Source organism: Paenibacillus sp. V4I9 (assembly GCF_030817295.1).
GTDB lineage: Bacteria > Bacillota > Bacilli > Paenibacillales > NBRC-103111 > Paenibacillus_E.
The window spans coordinates 1,631,207-1,647,991 of sequence record NZ_JAUSZE010000001.1 but is presented as its reverse complement, the minus strand read 5'-3'; the positions used below and the strand labels follow the sequence as shown (position 1 = coordinate 1,647,991).

Genomic DNA, 16,785 nt, shown 5'->3' with positions numbered 1-16,785 from the left:
TTGAAGAACGGCTTGATTAGCGAAAACTGCCAGTCAATGCTCAAACCAAAACTTATACATTTTCACTATCATGGAGGTAACCGGGCTGACGAAAGAGGAGATTGAAAAATTAAATATAAGCACTGTTGATTTATAGCAAAAAAAGGGACTATCCTCCGGCAATCATTCATGCCTGCGGATAGTCCCTTTTCCATTCGTTCATCTGAATTTTTTGCTGCCGATCAATTTGGCGCTCAGCGATAGCAGCCCCGCATCAGAACCACTACGGTTTCGCTTGTAAAGCTCTGAGAATGACCGTGACCGCTTCTGCGCGGGTCGTGTTCACTTTCGGTTTCACTGTGCCGTCTTCATAACCGTTGATCAAGCCTTTGGCTGTCGCCGTTGCAAGAGCCGTGCGTGCCCAGTCGGATATTTCGGCGCTATCCGGGAAGTTGACGCTCTTGTCCGTCGCAGCCAGCTTGGCGGCGCGAACGACGATCGCCGCCATTTGCTCGCGGGTAATGAGATCGTCCGGCCCGAAACTGTTATCGCTATACCCGGCAATAATGCCTGTCGCTGCGGCAGTCGCAATCGCGCTCTTGGCCCAGTGGGTTTCCGTATCGGCAAAGGTTTTGCCATCTTGCGCCCCAAGATGGAACGCTTTGACGATGACGGTCACGAATTCCGCTCTTGTGATGTTCGCATTCGGCTTAAACGTGTTGTCTGGATAGCCTTTAATCGCGCTGAGCTTTACCAGTTCCAGCACGTTCGCTTCGGACCAATGTCCTTTGATATCGGCAAAGTCCGCTTCGTTCGTTTGCGGCTGCGCGGTCTTCGCTTTATCCGATACCAGAACGGCAAATTTCGTAAAATGGCTCACCGATCCGGATGCCGTCCCGTTCGCTTCGTCGACTTTCAGGATTTCCAATGTCACCCATTTATGGGTTTGTTCATTCAGCCAATATACGCCTGCCGTCGACTTCGCAAAGTCCGCCTTCGTCTTGTCGAAAGGTAGTGTAATAACGACCGGCTTGCTAAAGTCGCCATCCTTATCTTTCTTGATCTCGTACACCTCGCTGACCAATTGCAAAGCGCTGTCTACGGGCAGGATCGAGATGTCGTTCACTTTATCTACCGTAACTTGAATGTTGCTAGCCATCGCTCCGGCCGGAACTTCGATTGTGACTCCGTTCAGCGTTATCGTTCCCCCGCTGGCAGCCGCAATCGTTGCGGAGTTAGTTGCGGCACCGTCGCCGCCACCACTTGTTGCGGTTGTGCCTGTGGTCGTAACCGTCGTATAGATGACAAATTGGGTAAAGTGTTTCGTCCAAACCACTAGGTCATTACCCACCGTAATTTTCTTGTCTCCGCCTGCGGCAATTTCGCTGTCTGCCGCTGCTTGGGTGTCTGCGGATACCGTGCCCGTGATCTCGGTAAATACGCCATTTCGTACAAAACCGACCTGTTTGCCCTTTTGGTTCGGGAAGAGCAAACGCACCGCCTTATCGAACGTTAACGATACATCCGTCGATCCGATTTCAATGACGGTGCTCACGGTGCCGCTATTGACCGTTACGCTGCTGTTGCTTTGCACTTGCGGCAGCTTGATTGTGCCGTCCCAATTGGCGGGAGCCGTAATTTTCGTTCCGTCTGGAATCGTTACACTCACATTGCCCAGAGTGGTAGCCGCTTGCACTTCCACTAACGGGAGCGTCGCTTCTTTGTTCGATCCTGCCGTTGTCGTTGCGACCGCAATCTCGGCATTCGTTACGCTCGCAGGGACGGTAATGGATACAGGTTCAGTCGTCACCTGAATCGGTGCAGTAGAACTGGCCGTTATCGCTTCGGCTCTAGTCACGTTCACGGTGTACGTCTGCGTGGTCTTTCCGTCTTGAGCCGTTACTGCCACGGTGATCGGATTGTTACCCACGCTCAGGCTGATCGCCCCCGACGCTTGCCCGCTCGTCACTGCCGTTCCGTTCACCGTCATCGTCGCATTGCTATCCGATATTGTTGGCGTCACTGTCACCAACGTTACACCGTTCGCCACGCTCGCTTTGTAGGAAAATGTACCCGGATCAAACGACGGACTCAACGTTTTTCCTGATACTGCCATACTGCTCAGATTCGCATTACTGGATGCGCTCGGTGTTGCGGATTTCGGTGTTGCGCTGACTTCGTTGGAGAAGTTGCTATTTCCTCCCGCGTTGCTCGCCTTTACTGCGAAATAATAGGTCGCGCCGTTCGTCAGCCCCGTTACCGTGTAGCTGTAGGTCGCGCCGCTCACTGTCGCTATGGGGGATAAGCCATAGGAGCCGGAAGCTGTTCCCTCATATACACTATAGGCGACTGTTTCTGATACGCCGTTCCAAGTTAACGCAATTTGCCCATTCCCAGCTATTGCTGTAAGCCCCGTAGGCGCCAAAGGTGCTGAGGATGGTGCTGAAGACACTGCCGCATTGACGGTCAACTTGGCTACGTTGCTTGTTGCTGTTGCTGTTTTGCTACCTGTCGCACTAGTGTCGGTGTTGGTCACCACGCAGTAGTAGTACGTCGTCCCGGCAGTTGTGGTCGGTACTGCATATGATGCGCTCGTCGCCCCGCTGATGAGCGTGCCTCCGCTGGTGCTGTTCGTGGTGCTGCTGTACCACTGATAGCTAAGCGAGGCTCCACCGCTAGCTGCAACAGTCAGGGTGGCGCTGCCTCCCATGTTTACCTTTTGATCCGTCGGCTGGGTGCCGATGCTCGGCGTGGCCGCGTTGGTCAGCGCGTTCACCGTTACCGTGGCTACGCTGCTCGTTGCCGTGGCCGTTTGGCTGCCCGTCGCGCTGCTGTTCGTGTTCGTCACTACGACGTAGTAGTACGTCGTTCCCGTCGTTGTTGTTGGCGCTGCATACGATGTGCTCGTTGCGCCGCTGATCGATGTGCCGCCGCCATTGCTGCTGGTCGTGTTGCTGTACCACTGGTAGCTCAGCGTTCCGCTGTCGCTCACCGTCGCCGCTACGCTCAGAAGCGCGCTGGCGCCTTCGTTCACCGTTGCTCCCGTCGGCTGCGTGCCGATGCTCGGCGTTGCCACGTCGGTCAGCGCGTTCACCATTACCGACGCCGCACTGCTTGTCGCCGTCGCCGTTTGGCTGCCCGTCGCGTTGCTGTTCGTGTTGGTCACAACGACGTAGTAGTATGTCGTTCCCGCCGTTGCCGTCGGCGCTGCATACGATGTGCTCGTTGCCCCGCTGATTGCTGCGCCGCCGCTATTGCTGCTGGTCGTGTTGCTGTACCACTGATAGCTCATCATTCCGCTATCGCTCACCGTCGCTGCTACGCTCAAGGTCGGGCTGCTCGCCCCTTCGTTCACCGTTGCTCCCGTCGGCTGCGTGCCGATGCTCGGCGTGGCCGCGTTGGTCAGCGCGTTCACCGTTACCGACACCGCGCTACTCGTCGCCGTCGCCGTTTGGCTGCCCGTCGCGCTGCTGTTCGTGTTCGTCACCACGACGTAGTAGTATGTCGTTCCCGTCGTTGTCGTCGGCGCTCCATACGATGCGCTCGTTGCCCCGCTGATTGCTGCGCCGCCGCTATTGCTGCTGGTCGTGTTGCTGTACCACTGGTAGCTCAGCGTTCCGCTATCGCTCACCGTCGCTGCTACGCTCAGAGGCGCGCTATCGCCTACGCTCACCGTTGCGCCCGTCGGCTGCGTGCCAATGCTCGGCGTGACCGCGTTCGTCAGCGCGTTCACAACAACTGCCACCGCATTGCTCGTTGCCGTCGCTGTTTGGCTGCCCGTTGCGCTGCTGTTCGTGTTCGTCACCACGACGTAGTAGTATGTCATTCCCGCCGTTGTCGTCGGCGCTGCATACGACGCACTCGTTGCGCCGCTGATTGCTGTGCCGCCGCTATTGCTGCTGGTCGTGTTGCTGTACCACTGGTAGCTCAGCGTTCCGCTGTCGCTCACCGTCGCTGCTACGCTCAAGCTCGGACTGCTGTCACCTTCGTTCACCGTTGCGCCCGTCGGTTGTGTGCCGATGCTCGGCGTGGCCGCGTTCGTCAGTGCGTTCACCGTTACCGCCACTACGCTGCTCGTTGCCGTGGCCGTTTGGCTGCCCGTCGCGCTGCTGTTCGTGTTCGTCACTACGACATAGTAGTATGTCGTTCCCGCCGTTGCCGTCGGCGCTGCATACGATGCGCTCTTTGCACCGCTGATCGCTGCGCCGCCGCTATTGCTGCTGATCGTGTTGCTGTACCACTGGTAGCTCAGCGTCCCCCCGTCACTCACCGTCGCTACTACGCTCAAGGCCGGGCTGCTCACGCCTTCGCTCACCGTTGCTCCCGTCGTCTGTGTGCCGATGCTCGGCGTGGCCGCGTTCGTCAGCGCGTTCACCGTTACCATCGCCGCGCTGCTCGTCGCCGTCGCCCTTTGGATGCCCGTCGCGCCGAAGTTCGTGTTCGTCACCACGACGTAGTAGTACGTCGTTCCCGCCGTTGACGTCGGCGCTGCATACGATGAGCTCCTTGCGCCGCTGATCAATGTGCCGCCGCTATTGCTGCTGCTCGTGTTCCTGTACCACTGGTAGCTCAGAAATCCGCTGTCGCTCACCGTCGCCGCTACGCTCAAGATCGGGCTGCTGGCGCCTTCGTTCACCGTTGCTCCCGTCGGCTGCGAGTAGATGCTCGGCGTTGCCGCATTCGTCAGCGGGATCGCCGTAACCGTGGCTACGCTGCTCGTTGCTGTTGCTGTCTTGCTGCCTGTAGCTCCGCTGTTCGTGTTCGTCACCACGACGTAGTAGTACGTCGTTCCCACCGTTGACTGATACGCTACAAGTGATGCGCTCGTTCCTATGAAGATAATCGGTGTGCCTCCGCTATTACTGTTGCTCGTGTTCTTGTACCACTGGTAGCTCAGCGTTCCGCCGTCGCTCACCGTCGCCGCTACGCTCAGATTCGCGCTGGAGCTGACGTTCACTGTTCGGTTCGCAGGCTGCGTGCCGATGCTCGGCGTGGCCGCGTTGGTTACCGCGTTCACCGTAACCGTGGCTACGCTGCTCGTTGCCGTTGCCGTTTGGCTGCCCGTTGCGTCGCTGTTCGTGTTCGTCACCACGACATAGTAGTACGTCGTTCCCGTCGTTGTCGTTGTCGTTGGCGCTGCATACGATGCACTCGTTGCGCCGCTGATTGCTGTTCCACCGCTATTGCTGCTGGTCGTGTTGCTGTACCACTGGTAGCTCAGCGTCCCCCCATCACTCACCATAGCTGCTACGCTCAGAGACGCGCTGTCGCCTTCGTTCACCGTTTGGTTCGCAGGCTGCGTGGTAATGTTTGGCGTTACCGCATTTGTCATTGTCCACTTCGCGTACAGCGTCGTATCCGCCGTAATCGGAGTATTGAAATCGAATGCTGTGTTCAAACCGCTGTCGCTGTACCATCCGCCGAACGTGTACCCGGTCTTCGTCGGGTCGGCAGGCCGGGTCGCCTTGCTGTTATAGTTCACCGTCTGGCTGCTCACAGGCGTACCGCCATTACTGTTGAAGCTTACTTTCTGTGCAACAACAATAAAGCATGCTTTGACAGAACCAGGCGCAGGATCGCTGAACGTACCATTACCACAAGTGAAAGCACTGCTAAAATCCCCATATGTATAGTTCACATTCGAGCCGTAACGCACATGCACTGTGCTGGAACTCGCAACACTGCAGGCATCCTGCTCAAAAGCGCAAAATGCAAGATTAGCCGAGCTCACTGCAACCGCACTTGCCGCCCCGTAACTTCCGTCCTTCGTCGTTACTGTGATGAAAGTTATTCCGGCGCCCACCGGCGTCACAACGCCACTGCTGTCCACCGTCACTACCGACGTATCGCTGCTCGACCATATCACATTTTGGTTCGCTGCGTTGCTCGGCGATACGGTTGCCGTCAGCGTAGCCGTGCCGCCCCCCACCATCAGCGTCAGCGTGCTCTTATCCAGCGTCACTCCTGTCACCGGCACCGCCGTCCACTTCGCGTACAGCGCCGTATCCACCGTAATCGGAGTATTGAAATCGAAGGACGTGGTCAGACCGCTGTCGCTGTACCATCCGCCGAACGTGTACCCGGTCTTCGTCGGGTCGGCAGGCTGGGTCGCCGTGCTGTTATAGTTCACCGTCTGGCTGCTCACAGGCGTACCGCCGTTACTGTTGAAGCTTACTGTCTGTACAAGGATAAAGCATGCTTTGCGAGAACCAGGCGCAGGATCGCCGAACCTTTTATTATCACAAGTGAAAGCACTACTAAAATCCCCATATGTATAGTTCTCATTCGAGCCGTAACGCACATGCACTGTGCTAGAACTCGTAAAACTGCAGGTATCCTGCTCAAAAGCGCAAAATAAAAGATTAGCCGAGCTCACTGCAACCGCACTTGTCGCCGTGTAACTTCCGTCCTTCGTCGTCACCGTGATGAAAGTTATTCCGGCGCCTACCGGCGTCACCACGCCGCTGCTGTCCACCGTCGCTACCGACGTATCGCTGCTCGTCCATGTCACATTTTGGTTCGCTGCGTTGCTCGGCGATACGGTCGCCGTCAACGTAGCCGTACCGCCTCCCACCATCAGCGTCAGCGTGCTCCTATCCAGCGTCACTCCTGTCACTGTCACCGCCGTCCACTTCGCGTACAGTGTCACGTCGACTGAACCTATACTGATCGGGGCACCTGCCACGTAATCCGTTCCGGTTCCGTCCGCCTTCGTATTCCAACCCGCGAACGTGTAGCCCGTCTTCACTAGGCCTCCCGTGTTGCCCAGAACCGGGGCCGTATCTCCCGACTGATAAGTGGTGCTGTTCGTCGGCGCGCTTCCGGACGTAGCGACGTTGCCGTCATACTTCACAGTGTATATCATTGTAAGTTTCATGACGGTTGCTTTATTGCTGTTACCCCCATCCCTATACACAACATAGGGCGTGCCTCTGCTGTCTATCGCTATCGATGTATAAGTAACCTTGCCTGCCGAGAAGCCCTCACTGCCTACGGTCACCCAATTGCTCCCATTGTATTTCTTCACGGTCGCTTTATTGGAGTTCTCATTATCATTATATACAACATAAGGGGTGCCGCTGCTGTCTATCGCTATCGATGTATCAGTAACTAAGCTTGTAGAAATACCCCCACTGCCTACGGTCACCCAACTGCTCCCATCGTATTTCATCACGGTCGCTTTAAAGGATTGCCCATTTTTATATGCAACATAAGGGGTGCCGCTACTGTCTATCGCTATCGATGTATGAACACCGTTACCTGCCGTGTAGCCCGCATTGCCTACGGTCACCCAACTGCTCCCATTATATTTCATCACGGTCTGTTGAAAGACGTACATCACAGGACCACTATATGCAACATAAGGGGTGCCGCTGCTGTCTACCGCTATCGATGTAAACTGAGCTATATCTGCCGAGAAGCCCGCACTGCCTACGGTCACCCAACTGCTCCCATTGTATTTCATCACAGTCGCTTTAGAGGAGATCCCATCCTGATATACAACATAAGGGGTGCCGCTGCTGTCTATCGCTATCGATGTATAATAAGCCGCACTTGCCGAGAAGCCCGCACTGCCTACGGTCACCCAACTGCTCCCATTGTATTTCATCACAGTCGCTTTATTGTAGTTGTTCCCAGCATCGCTATATACAACATAAGGGGTGCCGCTACTGTCGATGGCTATACTTGTATACATTGCTTCACCTGCCGAAAAACCGGCGGAGCCTACATTCACCCACGAGCTTCCGTTATATTTCATGACGGTTGCTTTATTGCCGTAAGCATAATCCCTATACACAACATAAGGGGTGCCGCTGCTGTCGATGGCTATACTTGTATAATCTGCATTACCTGCCGAAAAACCGGCGGAGCCTACATCGAACCATTCTTCAGCCGCCGCTTGGGCAACCATTGGCGCGCCCATATAGTAGGCTACGCCTGACAAAAAAATCAGCATCCCCAGCATGAAACTTAATAAGTTACGATTAGTCTGCTTTACTTTTCGATTCATTTTCCTCTCACTCCCCATCTATAATAAATCAATATTAATATTCTGGTATCCAACACCACCGACGCCCCCTATTATATCCTTTATAAGTCTACTAAAGCCAACTAAAAGAATAATGAAAGATTCGGCCATAAATAGAAAAAAAACGCGTAGCATCAAGCCTTCGCGTTTTTTTAATTGACGTCATTATTTATTTTTTGTCGGAAAATCGGCTTACCAACAACTCGTATAGATGAATCATTTCCTCGGACGGACGAATGCCGAGCTCCCGGCTGAGTAGCCGAACATAATCGGTATACAGAGCGGTCAATCCTTTTTTGTCCCCGGTCTGCTCGCGTATCGTCATAAGATGACGTACAACAGATTCGTCCAGCGGATTGCGCTCGTTCAGCTTGAGCAGCAGCTTGGACGCAGCGTTCATATCCCGCAAGGAAATAAGCGCTGCGGCAAGCTTTACTGAAAACGACGCATACAACCTTGCATAGCGCTCCATCTCGTAAGTGGCCCACACATAGGCTTTGTCCCCGAACAGATCGCCTGTATACATCCGTTCGATTGCAGCGCCCTCTCCACATTCAAGGCGTCAATGGATTGCAGCTTCTCCGCCTGCTTTTCAAATTCCACGTAATCGATAACGGGATCCTTCAATTCGAGCGCGTAGCCGTCGTTCTCCGAGCGTAAAGCCTCGCGCATGCCAAACGGTTCCAAAGACTTACGAAGTTGATACACAGTCGTATTCAGATAATTCTCCGCATTGACTTGATCCATGCCTCCAAAAAAGTCTTTAATTAGCCTCGAACGAGAAATACGGCTGCCACGGTAAAACAGTAAATAGGCGAACAGCTCTGTGCATTTTCGCGAGATCCACTTCACTCGTCCCGCTTCATTGCTCACAACAATGTCTCCGAGCGCTGTTATGACGATCCTCCCTTGGTTCTGGGAAGCTGGAGCCTGTAGTGATGGCGAATGGAGAGCCCTCCAGTTCGTGAACCCACGATGTACCGTCCGCTTCAGCCTTTCCTGGGAAACCGGCTTAACCAAATAATCCATCACGGACAGTTCATAAGCTTCCAGGGCGAAATCCTTGTGGGAAGTGACGAAAACAACATGCATGAGAGAGTCAGAAGCACCCAACTTTGCGGCGAACTCCATCCCGTTCTCGCCTTTCATCGAAATGTCTACGAAAGCCAGGCCGATATCGGCGTTCTCACTTAAGAAGGAGGCTGCGGACAACGCATCCGTAAAAGCGCCCGCAACGTGGACCCCGGGTAGCTTATCCAGCATTTTGTGCAAAATCAAATGCATCGCCGGCTCATCGTCCACCAAAATTCACTTTCATGCGTCTCAGCCTCCATTCCATCGTCTAATGAGTTTCTCCCGCCAGTCGATCTGGGCAGAGTGAAGGAGAAGGTCGTCCCAACTCCGGGTACGCTGTCAAACCAAAGGCTGCCGCCATGAATGCTAACAAACTCACTGGCAAGTACCAGTCCGAATCTCGCATTCCCCGGATCGTCTCCGGTGGCTGACACCTTGAAGAACGGCTCGTCCAGACGCAGCACTTCCGCCGTCTTCTCGTCGATTCCCGCTCCATTGTCGCTTACGGACACGACGATCCGATCGCCTTCCAGAACGGCTCCGATCTCAATCACCCCGCCGATTCCAGTAAACTTGATCGCATTTGAGAGCAAATTTCGCAGAATGAGATCCAGCATCTCTTTATCCGCGCTAACCGTAAGCTTCTCGTCAATTCGCTCGGTCATCCGAATTTGCTTCATGACTGCCTTCGCTCCCGCAAGCGACAAAGACTGACGGACGACCTGCTGCAAATTCCAGCCTAATGGTCGAAACACGACTTTCCCTTTCTGGCTGCGATACCAGTCGAGCAAATTCTCGACGAGATGGTACGTGCCTTGCACTTGTCCCTGGAGCTCTCGGAACAATTCGGCATGCTCATCTTCGGTGGAAGCAAGCTCCTCACCCAGAAGTTCGGTTAGGCTGACGAGGAGAGCGATCGGATCGCGAATGTCGTGCGCAACGAGGGTGAACATCTTGTCCTTGAACGAGTTCAACTCCGATAGCTGTCTTGCGCTCTCGCGCAATCGTGCCTCGTTGTCCTTCAATTCTGTAATATCATTGAACATCAACATTTTTCCGATCGGAGTGCCCGAATCGTAGATGAACGATAAGCTGCAGTTATAGTGCTTGTTGCGGTTTGCATGGAATCTATGGAACGGGAAGCGTTCGTCTCCGGTGCTTGCAGCGCGAATGCGTTCAATCAGTTCCGGACTGGAGGGCAGAACCTCCCCGACATAAGCGGGGGTAATGCTTTGTTAAACCGAGTTCCGGAAGCACCTCTTCGGCCGCACTGTTGTAACTGACGATTTGATCCTCATAATCAAGCAGAATAACTCCATCCCGAATCGTGTCGAACACTTGAGTCAGCGCAAGCGGTGTGAACCGAAGCAGATTAAACCGCAAAATCCCCCACACGTAGATGACACCCGACACAGCGGGTTTTGGTGCAACAATTAAAATCGATCAAAGATATCCGCGATTTCGTTGTTTGATTATGCTGTCAAACCAACCAATTTGTTGATTAATTCAACTGAAGAAAGGACAGACGAATGAATGCATTCGACCTGCCCTTTCCTTAGCATATGCATGACTTCGATTCCCGCGATTGTATATTCTGCAGTTTCAAAAGACTTGAATCCCAGCATTGGTTTTATGATTTTCTTTATAAATCGATGATCTTGTTCAATAATATTGTTAAGATATTTCTTTTGTCGTAGTAATGTTTCTTGTTTCATAGCCTTCTCGTCCTTTAATTGCTGAACTGTGATTGGGTACGCTGGGTTTTTATCGACGGTGATCACGCGTGGCAATTGATTGTGTGTTGAAGTCAATGCTTTCTTGAAAAATCGCTTACCTGCGGGAGCATCTCGATTTTCAGACAACATGAAGTCAATCGTGTTTCCTTTTGAATCTACTGCTCTATAAAGATACTTCCACTTTCCTTTGACTTTAATATAGGTTTCATCAGTCCGGAAGGAATCGTTTGTTGGCTTTAAATAGGGCCGAATTCGTTTGTCAATTTCCGGCCCAAACTCATGGACCCATCTCATGATGGTTGTATGAGCCATCCCAAGACCTCGTTCTTCCATCATCTCCACTAGATCACGATAACTTAGGCTATATTACAAATACCATCTTACTGTTAGCAAGATAACTTCAGATTCATACTGCTTCCACTTAAACAAATCTAATTCAGTTTCCAACGTAATTGCCCCATCCCATGAAATCATTTCAATCATGTTATCATGTATTAGAGCTTTGCACCACAACCATAGATTTTGCTCTTCTCTATCTTCAACTGCACTTTATCCACGACATCGTCCGCTTCCGTCCCGAGGATGTCGATCAACGTAATTTCATTCCCCTCTTTGTCCGTGCCGATGGGATCATGCAAGGACACATCCTTGCGCGTTTTCTTCAACGAACGCAGATCCATAAGGATCTCGTTCTCGATACATCGAGCCGCAAATGTCGCCAGCTTCGTTCCTTTGTTCGGCGAGAATGACTCAATCGCTTTGATCAGGCCGATGGTCCCGATTGAGATCAAATCCTCGAGATCTTCCCCTGTATTGTCGAATTTTTTGACATTGTGGACACGAAGCAACGTAGATTTCTATCGATAGAGGGACTTCCATCAAATAAAAACGACAGTTCATTAATTACGGCCAGTAGACAGCACAAAAGCCCCGATCCTGCAGAAGCAGGATAGGGGCTTGAATAGCTGGTATACCAATACCTAGCTTAGCTTCTGTATAGTACTTGGTCTTCTTACCGTGCGTTATTATCCACCTTGGTAAACCGAAAAAAATCAAAGTCAGCATGCCCACCAATATGTCTGGAAGCATAATTAAACAACCCAATCCGGTATCCCATAAAATGGTCCAGCGTATATTTCATTTTAAGCGAGCTGCCGATTTGATTCCATTCTTCACCGTTTGCTGAATAGTAAAAGCTTGCAGTATCCATGCTATTTTCAAAATCGAAGTGAATTTTCAAATAAATCAGGTTGTCTTCATATTGAAGCCACTCGACCGATTTTTCAACGCCGTCGCCTTGATTGATACACATCACAACATAGCGGTTGCCGTTCGCTTCAACTTGAATGCCGACTGTTCCAAAGTTGTTTTGGAGCGCAACCATACCCGCGTGATCTCCCGACCTCATTTGAGTTACATCCATCACTGTAATTCCGATACACCCAGGTCCTTCCGTCCGTTGCGTCAATGTATTGCGGGCTAATAAGACACTACGGGTTATATTCCCCGTCACTAAACGCAACCAGCCTCGCCGCGCGGTCACCGACCATAGCCCATTATCCGGATTATGATTCCACTGCCAACTTAATGCCAATTTATTTTCTTCATACTCGAACTCATCGCTGATCACCAAAGAATTAGAGCCCGAGCTTGGCAACTGCGCTTCAAATTTCATTGGCGCCTTTCCATCCTTCCCGATGACCGGCCAATCGTCCACCCAAGAAACTGGCAGTACAAAGGGAATTCTACCCACAGCATCATGATCTTGAAATAATACGGCATACCACTCATTAGCCGGCGTGTCGACAATGCCTCCTTGAGCGATACCATTATTGAGGTAGCCCATGTCGTCATCTAGAATTACTTTATGTTCATAAGGCCCCAAAAGCTCCCGTGAACGATAACAAAGCTGTCTGCGCCGCCGGTTTCCGGTATTGGGCCACTCTATGAAGAACAAGTAATAATAACCGTTCAGCTTATACGCATGGCATCCCTCGCACCGCAGCCCGATACCGTCTCGCTCCGTCTCGAAGAGCCGTTGATTGATGCCGTCAGATTTTACCGCCATCACATCAGATGTCAACTCAGTAATATGGACATTCCCGTTTCCGTGAATGATGTAAACGCGGCCTTCGTCAAACAGCAGACTCGGATCATGATGGATTCCTGCAATTACAGAGCGGTCCCATCCCCCGTTCTCAATATCTGCCGTCCTGTAAATGTAAAACTGGTTCATATCATTACTTGAGAAGCACACATAAAACATGTCCTTATGATAACGCAAACTTGCGGCCCATGATCCTTTGCCGTAAATGCCTCTTCCGTCCAGCAAATTGTGCGCATCGTTATTCTCTATGGTATCGTAAACGTAGTTCACGATTCTCCAATCCATCAAATTCTCAGACCTCATAATCGGGCATCCGGGCATCGCATGCATGCTTGTGCTAACCATATAGTAAGCGGTTCCCACTCTAATAACACAAGGGTCCGGAACATCCGCCCAGATGATCGGATTCGTTATCGTCACATTCCCCATCGCCGCATTCTCTCCTTATGCGCCATATCAGTTGGCGTGATTGCTCTTATTTCCTTGCAGTCTCACGATATTCCACAGGAGTCACACCGGTAGATTTCTTGAAAAACCGAGTAAAAGAGTGCGGGGTTTCATACCCTACCTGCGCGCCTACCTCCGCAATCTTCAGCTCGTCCCTCTTGAGCAAAATTTTGGCTTTCTCTATTCTAATTTCATCAATATACTCGGATAAATTGACTCCACTTTCCTGTTTAAAAAGCCGCGATAAATAGGACGGATTGAAGTGAATCACGCTAGCTAAACGTACGAGAGACAAGTCCTCACCAAGATGCTCCTCAATATACGAGCGTACCTTCTCTATCACCTCAGCTGCTCTGTTACGTTCTACACTCAAACGAAGATCGAACAAGGATTCTGCGATCTGTTTCAAAAATTCGAAACTATCTTGCCAAGATGAGTGCCTATCTCTTTGCATGAGCCCGATTGTTCCCACTTTATCGTGCAGCTCCCAACGATTAACGTAGGACAAGAAGAAGAGAGCAATCGTATAATACAACTCCAAGGCAAACGGTCCCCCATTCCCGCGTTCATCGAAAGCCGTTTCCGTGAGTTCCTTGAACAGATGGAGAAATCCTTCTCTATTTCCACTTTCAAGATAAATCGCCAATGACTCCGCCTTTTCCCTCAGCGTCCTAGAGTTGGCCGATGTTTCAATCGTTTCCAAGTTGACCGTTTGTATCATCTGGGAGCCGTCTCCCGCTCGCCAATACTGCTCACTTCTAATTCGATCGTACATCTCTGAAAGCTGCTTCCATTCACATGTATCGGCGCAGAGTGTAATGGCAAAAGTGATTCCCAGAGATTCATGACAAGCACGCTGCATAAGCTCGAACTGTCCTTCTAGAAAGTTTACCGTACGAGCATACGCCTCAACCGTTCCATCGGCATACTTCGGTTGAACGAGCCAGACGAGGCTGCCGTAATGATCAATGATTCCAAGACTATCTGTGCGTTCAGCCAGAAATTTCTCTGCCAAGAATTTGACTGCAAGTGCTGCTTCCTGACTTTCAGCAAAGGAATAGTGCATGTTCGTACGCTGCAGGTCACCAACCGCTACGAGGATGGGCAAAGCTGGATCAAGAGCAATACCCAATTTACGGAAGTCAATTTCCAAAGCCTCCGCTGCTCGCGTCCCCTGAAGCAAATAGCGGAAATAGTTGCCTTGAGCAAGCGTTTCGAGTGTGCTAAGTTTCTCACTCGATTGCTTGATGAGATCATGGAACTTTAAACTATTCTCCAATTCATGTATTGCATCTGTAACCGCCTTAATAATCTTATCGTACTCTTCACTTTTCAGGAGATAGCTAACCCCGGGAGTTTGAATCGCCTGGTAGACATAATCAAAGTCATTATATCCGGTCAAAAAAATGATTTTGCAATGCGTCCAACTACTACGTATGTTTCTCATTAGCTCCAGGCCGTCCATCCCGGGCATACGGATATCGGACAACACAATGTCCACTCTCGTAGTGTTCATCCAATCCAGCGCTTCTTCACCGGAATAGGCTTTATACAAATCAAGATTCAAATTCAGTTGGCTAAATACGTCAAAAAGCCCATCTGTAATGATTTCCTCATCATCAACGATCAGCATTCTGATCATAGATCTCACCCCCTTTTAAGGGAATACTAATGGTTGCTTGCAATCCGCCGAGCTCACTTCGACTTATTCGCAGACCATATGCTTCACCGAATGTGAGTTTTACCCTGCGGTGAATATTCACCAAACCTGTCGTCTCCGTTTGCTCATCATCGTTATCCAAGGTATCCGATATACGCTGCAAAGCTTCATCCGTCAAACTTTCACCGTTATCTTCCACCACAATGCGGATTTCGGACTCTGCCGTCTCGAAGCGTATGACAACACATCCGCTGCGTTTCATTTGTTCCAAGCTGTGTTCAAACGCATTTTCAATGATGGGCTGTACAATTAAACGTGGCACTGACACCTGCTCTATTTCCGGTGGGAGAGAGTCGAATTGCACCCGGATACGTCGCGAGAAGCGTAGTTCCTGAATCTCTGTGTACATCCTGGCATGGTGAATTTCTTGTCTCAACAATACTTCGTCAGAAGCATTCCGCGTAACGAATTGGAAATACTCGCCTAGCTGCGTTGCGAACTGTCCGATACGTTCGACGTCTCCAATCTTTGCCATCGTTCTCAGAATAAAGAAGCTATTGTATAGAAAATGTGGATTAATTTGCGATTGGAGTTGCTTCAACTCTGCCCGTTGCGTCATAATTTTCTGCCTGTAGACTTGATCGATCAAAGAACGAAGATTTGTGACCATCTGGTTAAATCTGCCATACAAGTATCCGAGCTCATCCTTAGACTCATGCTGAATGTTAACGTCAAGATCACCATTCTCCATACGCCGAAAGCTTTTTACAAGCGTTAACAACGGTTTGTGAATAAATTTATAAGTGGAGAAAGCATAAATCGCAATGATGACAAAAGCAACGAGAATAAATAACCATGCCCATATATAAAATTTGTCCAGCGGCTTTTTAATCATCTGTTCTGGAATAAACCGGTAGATAGACATGCTTAAATAACCAGAGCTTGCAATTGCGGTATAATAGCGGTTCCCCGAAATAGTGAAGGTTTCCGTACTTTGAAGGGGGGTTTCTCTTATTTGCTCAATGGTTGCAGTTACATCCTGCTCTAAGTGCTTTAATGACCCACTCGTGAGAATGACACCGGATTTGTTCGTTGTCAGCAGAGTTCCGCTACCGGGATATGTGTTGAACTGGCTTAGCGCCTCCTGCAATCTCTCTTGATCAAGTTCGATTTCAATGATAAACAACGGTTGATTCCCATTGGTCACACTTTGCTTTGCCGCACTTAAAAATAATCCACCCTTCCACTCAACAATCTGGTTATTCCTGCTGCTTAATTCCGAGCGAAAGCCATTATACCGCTCGGTATTAAATTCACTTGGACCATATGCGGAAGAGATCGTTTTGGATAGCAGATAAATATGAGCACTTACATTTTTAATATATGGACTGCTGTTTTGAATCGCGTAGAGCCGTTTTCGAAGTGAGTTAATTTTCTCAGTACGTTTAAAAACATCCATCGTATCCCAAGTCAACGTCAGTTCGTTGAGATCCTCATCCTCAATTACGCCATACTGCAGCAGCTTCATCCGTTCAACTTCTTTCTCAAGATCGGTTATATAGAAGGTTAGCTGGGAAACCGCCGTTTTGGAGATGTCTTCGCTTGCCGTCTGCACGATCCAGTGATAGAGGTAGACACCAAATAAAATGATTGGCAGCATGATAAGCAAAAAAGTACTGAGCAGCCGAAGGAAAATCGTATTTCGTATAGAGAACGGTTGACGGTTGATCAAGGCACAAGCCCCCAACTTTTT

The 16,785-nt window shown here is 50.7% G+C and carries 8 protein-coding genes and 2 pseudogenes; all 10 read right to left on the bottom strand.

Features of this window, described 5'->3' with window-relative positions; genetic code table 11:
- Positions 1-262: 262 nt before the first annotated feature.
- Positions 263-7,990 (bottom strand): InlB B-repeat-containing protein, encoded by a 7,728-nt coding sequence (locus tag QFZ81_RS07710; RefSeq protein WP_307445922.1) that lies wholly within the window; start codon positions 7,988-7,990, stop codon positions 263-265.
- Positions 7,991-8,177: 187 nt separating this feature from the next.
- Positions 8,178-8,480: a bacterial transcriptional activator domain-containing protein gene (locus QFZ81_RS07705; RefSeq protein ID WP_307602155.1), complete on the bottom strand. Its 303-nt coding sequence runs from the start codon at positions 8,478-8,480 to the stop codon at positions 8,178-8,180.
- A complete protein-coding gene (locus tag QFZ81_RS07700) occupies positions 8,441-9,310 on the bottom strand; it encodes a response regulator (RefSeq protein WP_307445926.1) in 870 nt (289 codons plus the stop codon). Before QFZ81_RS07700 ends, QFZ81_RS07705 begins: the two co-directional genes overlap by 40 nt.
- Positions 9,283-10,128, bottom strand: a complete 846-nt coding sequence (locus QFZ81_RS07695; protein WP_307445928.1) for a sensor histidine kinase — start codon at positions 10,126-10,128, stop codon at positions 9,283-9,285. Before QFZ81_RS07695 ends, QFZ81_RS07700 begins: the two co-directional genes overlap by 28 nt.
- Positions 10,129-10,258: 130 nt before the next feature.
- Positions 10,259-10,477, bottom strand: coding sequence for a PAS domain-containing protein (locus QFZ81_RS07690; protein WP_307445930.1), 219 nt, complete (start codon positions 10,475-10,477; stop codon positions 10,259-10,261).
- Between the two features lie 77 nt (positions 10,478-10,554).
- Positions 10,555-11,265, bottom strand: a pseudogene (locus QFZ81_RS07685) (IS6 family transposase).
- A gap of 68 nt (positions 11,266-11,333) precedes the next feature.
- Positions 11,334-11,666, bottom strand: a pseudogene (locus tag QFZ81_RS07680) (sigma factor); the annotation flags it as partial.
- Positions 11,667-11,830: 164 nt separating this feature from the next.
- The gene (locus tag QFZ81_RS07675) at positions 11,831-13,354 is read right to left on the bottom strand and encodes a glycoside hydrolase family 43 protein (protein WP_307445934.1); all 1,524 of its coding nucleotides are present in this window, start codon (positions 13,352-13,354) and stop codon (positions 11,831-11,833) included.
- A 46-nt stretch (positions 13,355-13,400) separates the two neighbouring features.
- A complete protein-coding gene (locus tag QFZ81_RS07670; RefSeq protein ID WP_307445936.1) occupies positions 13,401-15,014 on the bottom strand; it encodes a response regulator transcription factor in 1,614 nt (537 codons plus the stop codon).
- Positions 14,992-16,764 (bottom strand): sensor histidine kinase, encoded by a 1,773-nt coding sequence (locus QFZ81_RS07665; protein ID WP_307602153.1) that lies wholly within the window; start codon positions 16,762-16,764, stop codon positions 14,992-14,994. Before QFZ81_RS07665 ends, QFZ81_RS07670 begins: the two co-directional genes overlap by 23 nt.
- Positions 16,765-16,785 lie beyond the last annotated feature (21 nt).